2 protein-coding genes are annotated in these 3,343 nt (G+C 65.6%); one reads left to right on the forward strand and one right to left on the reverse strand.

What is annotated here, in order from left to right; translation table 11 throughout:
• Positions 1–198 precede the first annotated feature (198 nt).
• Positions 199–1,458 carry a glycosyltransferase gene (locus AC6RA4_RS16625; RefSeq protein WP_500162237.1) on the reverse strand — a complete coding sequence of 420 codons (1,260 nt, stop codon included), beginning with the start codon at positions 1,456–1,458 and terminating at the stop codon, positions 199–201.
• A gap of 190 nt (positions 1,459–1,648) precedes the next feature.
• Here AC6RA4_RS16625 and leuS point away from each other — a divergent pair.
• A partial coding sequence (leuS, locus tag AC6RA4_RS16630) for a leucine--tRNA ligase (protein WP_500162239.1) occupies positions 1,649–3,343 on the forward strand: 1,695 nt, incomplete at its 3' end.

Consider the following 3,343-nt stretch of genomic DNA (forward strand, 5'->3'; position numbering starts at 1 on the left):
CCAAGAGCAAGAATCAGAGGCAGAGCAGATGTCGATCAGAACCGAATTGTGGGGGATGTGCGGCCTTGTGGTCGCGCTTGTCGCCCTTCTCATGCATCCCGACGGCGAGGCCGAGCGCAAGGCGCTGGAATGGGCGGCGCTATCGGTGTTCTCGGCGGAGACCTTCGCGCTCCGGTAGCCCGTCGGCGCGGGCGGCGCTCACTCCCGGGCGGGGCGCGGCTCCAGCGAGATCAGCCGCTCGACCCACTCGATATGCTGCGGCAGGCAACGGCTGCGCAGATCGTAATGCTCGCGCACATGGGCGCGGGCGTTGCGGCCCAGCCGTGCCCGGATCTCGGGATCGTCGAGCAGGGTGCAGAGCCGGTCGGTGAGGCCCTTCACGTCGAAGAAATCGACCATCCAGCCGGTCTCGTCCTCGGTGAGCGCCTCGCGCACCGGCTCGGTGTCGCTGGCGAGGATCGCGCAGCCGGCGCTCATCGCCTCGAGCAGCGACCAGCTCAGCACGAACGGGTAGGTCAGGTAGACGTGGACGCGGCTGACCTGCATCATTGACAGGAACCGGTCATAGAGCACCCGGCCGAGGAAATGCACGCGGGCCCAGTCCTCCTCCGGGATCCGGTCCTTCACCTCGTCGATGAAGATCTGCTTCCAGGTCGTGCCCTCTGGCGGTTTCGCGCCATAGCTCACCTCGTCGCCGCCGATCAGGGTGATCTGGGCGTTCGGGCGCCGCCGCAGGATCTCGGGCAGGGCGCGCATGAAAATGTGGTATCCGCGATAGGGCTCGAGGTTGCGGTTGATGAAGGTGATGACCTCGTCGTCACGAGTCAGCACCTTGCCGTCGCCCACCTCGAGCCTGGCGTCGGGGTTCGGGCGCACGAGATCGGTGTGGATGCCGTCATGCCCGACGGTGATGCGGTCCTGCCAGGCTTCGGGGAAGGTCGAGGCCTGGAACCGGGTTGGCGAGATGCCGGCATCCATGATCTCTTCGTGCAGCCGGTTGTTGAGGTTCTTCATCCGGATGCGCAGGGCATTGGTCTCGGGCTGGGCCTTGTCGAATTCCGGATCGAAACCGACAAAGGGGGTCGAGGCCAGATGGTAGAGCTCGCAATAGAGCCCCATCCGGGCAGCCGGCCAGACGTCCTTGAGGAACATGCTCTCGCCCCAGCCGTGATGGGCGAGAATCACATCGGGGTTGAAGCCGCGCTCGCGAAGCTGCACCGCCCCGTTGTAACAGCTGGTGCCGCGGATCAGCTTGGTTTCGAAATCGCCCAGCCAGGGATGGATGCCACGGGTGCTGCCGCCGGTGATCTTGTAGGGCAGCACCTTCACCCCGTTCCATCGCGTCGGCTCCTTGACCTTGAGGGTCAGCGCCACGACCTCGTGCCCCCGCTGCACGAGCGCGGGCGCGAGGTGCTTGTACTGGCCGGGGAAATTCTGGTGGATGCAAAGGATCTTCATAAGGCGAATGCGTCCGGGACTGGCTGTGGACCAGTTGTGGCACGCGGTGGGGCACGTTCCAACACCCAAGGCCGCGGTCCGGGGTGCAAATCCGCACCCCGGTTGCGGAATTGTCGCCTTGCACTGGACGCCCGACCGGCTTGGGCCTATCACCGCGCCCCGAGACCCGTCCGTTCCGAGGGAATAAGAGATGTCGCGTTACGACCCCGCCACGATCGAGCCGAAATGGCAGGCCGCATGGGATGAGGCCCTGACCTTCAAGGCCACCCGCACCGCCGACAAGCCGAAATACTACGTGCTCGAGATGTTCCCCTACCCGTCGGGGCGCATCCATATCGGCCACGTGCGCAACTACACGATGGGCGACGTGATCGCGCGCTACAAGAAGCAGAACGGCTTCAACGTGCTGCACCCGATGGGCTTCGACGCCTTCGGGATGCCCGCCGAGAACGCCGCGATGGCCTCGGGCGGCCACCCCAAGGACTGGACCTATTCCAACATCGACACCATGGTCGAGCAGATGAAGCCGCTGGGCTTCGGGCTCGACTGGTCGCGCATGTTCGCCACCTGCGACCCGGAATATTACGGCCAGCAGCAGGGTCTGTTCCTCGACATGCTCGAGGCCGGGCTGGTCTACCGCAAGAACGCCGTGGTGAACTGGGATCCGGTCGACATGACCGTGCTCGCCAACGAGCAGGTCGAGAACGGCCGCGGCTGGCGCTCGGGCGCGCTGGTTGAGCGCAAGGAGCTCACCCAGTGGTTCTTCAAGATCTCGGATTTCTCCGGCGAACTGCTCGATGCGCTCGACGGGCTCGACGACTGGCCCGCCAAGGTCAAGCTGATGCAGGCCAACTGGATCGGCCGCTCGCGCGGGCTCGAGTTCGCCTTCTCGACCGTCGACGCCCCCGAGGGCTTTGACCGCATCGAGGTCTACACCACCCGCCCCGACACGCTCTTGGGCGCGAGCTTTGTCGGCATTTCGCCGGACCACCCGCTGGCGCGCACGCTTGAGAAGGACAATGCCGAGCTGGCAGACTTCGTCGCCGAGTGCCGCCGCATGGGCACCTCCGAGGAAGAGCTCGAGAAGGCCGAGAAGCGCGGCTTCGACACCGGCATCACCGTGCGCCACCCGTTCGACACCTCGGTCGAGCTGCCGGTCTACATCGCCAACTTCATCCTGATGGATTACGGCACCGGCGCGATCTTCGGCTGCCCGGGGCACGATGCCCGCGACCACGAGTTCGCCACCAAGTACGGCCTGCCGATCGTCGAGACCTTCGTGCCGCTCGAGGGCGAGATCGACATCGCCGCCGAGCCCTTCGTGCCGCAGAAGTCGGAAAAGGTCCGCTACACCCGCCTCATCGCGGGCGAGGAGGTCCAGACCGGCGACGAGGCGGTCGAGGCCGCCGTGGCGTTCTGCGAGGCCAATGGCGTCGGCCACGGCGTCACCAAGTACCGCCTGCGCGACTGGGGCCTGAGCCGCCAGCGCTACTGGGGTTGCCCGATCCCGGTGGTGCATTGCGAGGCCTGCGGCGTGGTGCCGGAGAAGAAGGAAAACCTTCCCATCCAGCTGCCCTACGACGAGGGTGGCAAGCCGATCGACTTCTCGATCCCCGGCAACCCGCTCGACCGTCACCCGAACTGGCGCGATTGCGCCTGCCCGTCCTGCGGCGCGCCGGCCCGGCGCGAGACCGACACGATGGACACCTTCGTCGACAGCTCGTGGTATTTCGCCCGCTTCACAGCACCTCGTGCCGAGACGCCAACGGACTTGGATGCGGCCAGCTATTGGATGAATGTCGATCAATATATCGGCGGCATCGAACACGCGATCTTGCATCTGCTCTACTCGCGCTTCTTTGCGCGCGCGATGCGCCAAACAGGT

The organism is Salipiger sp. (assembly GCF_059781815.1).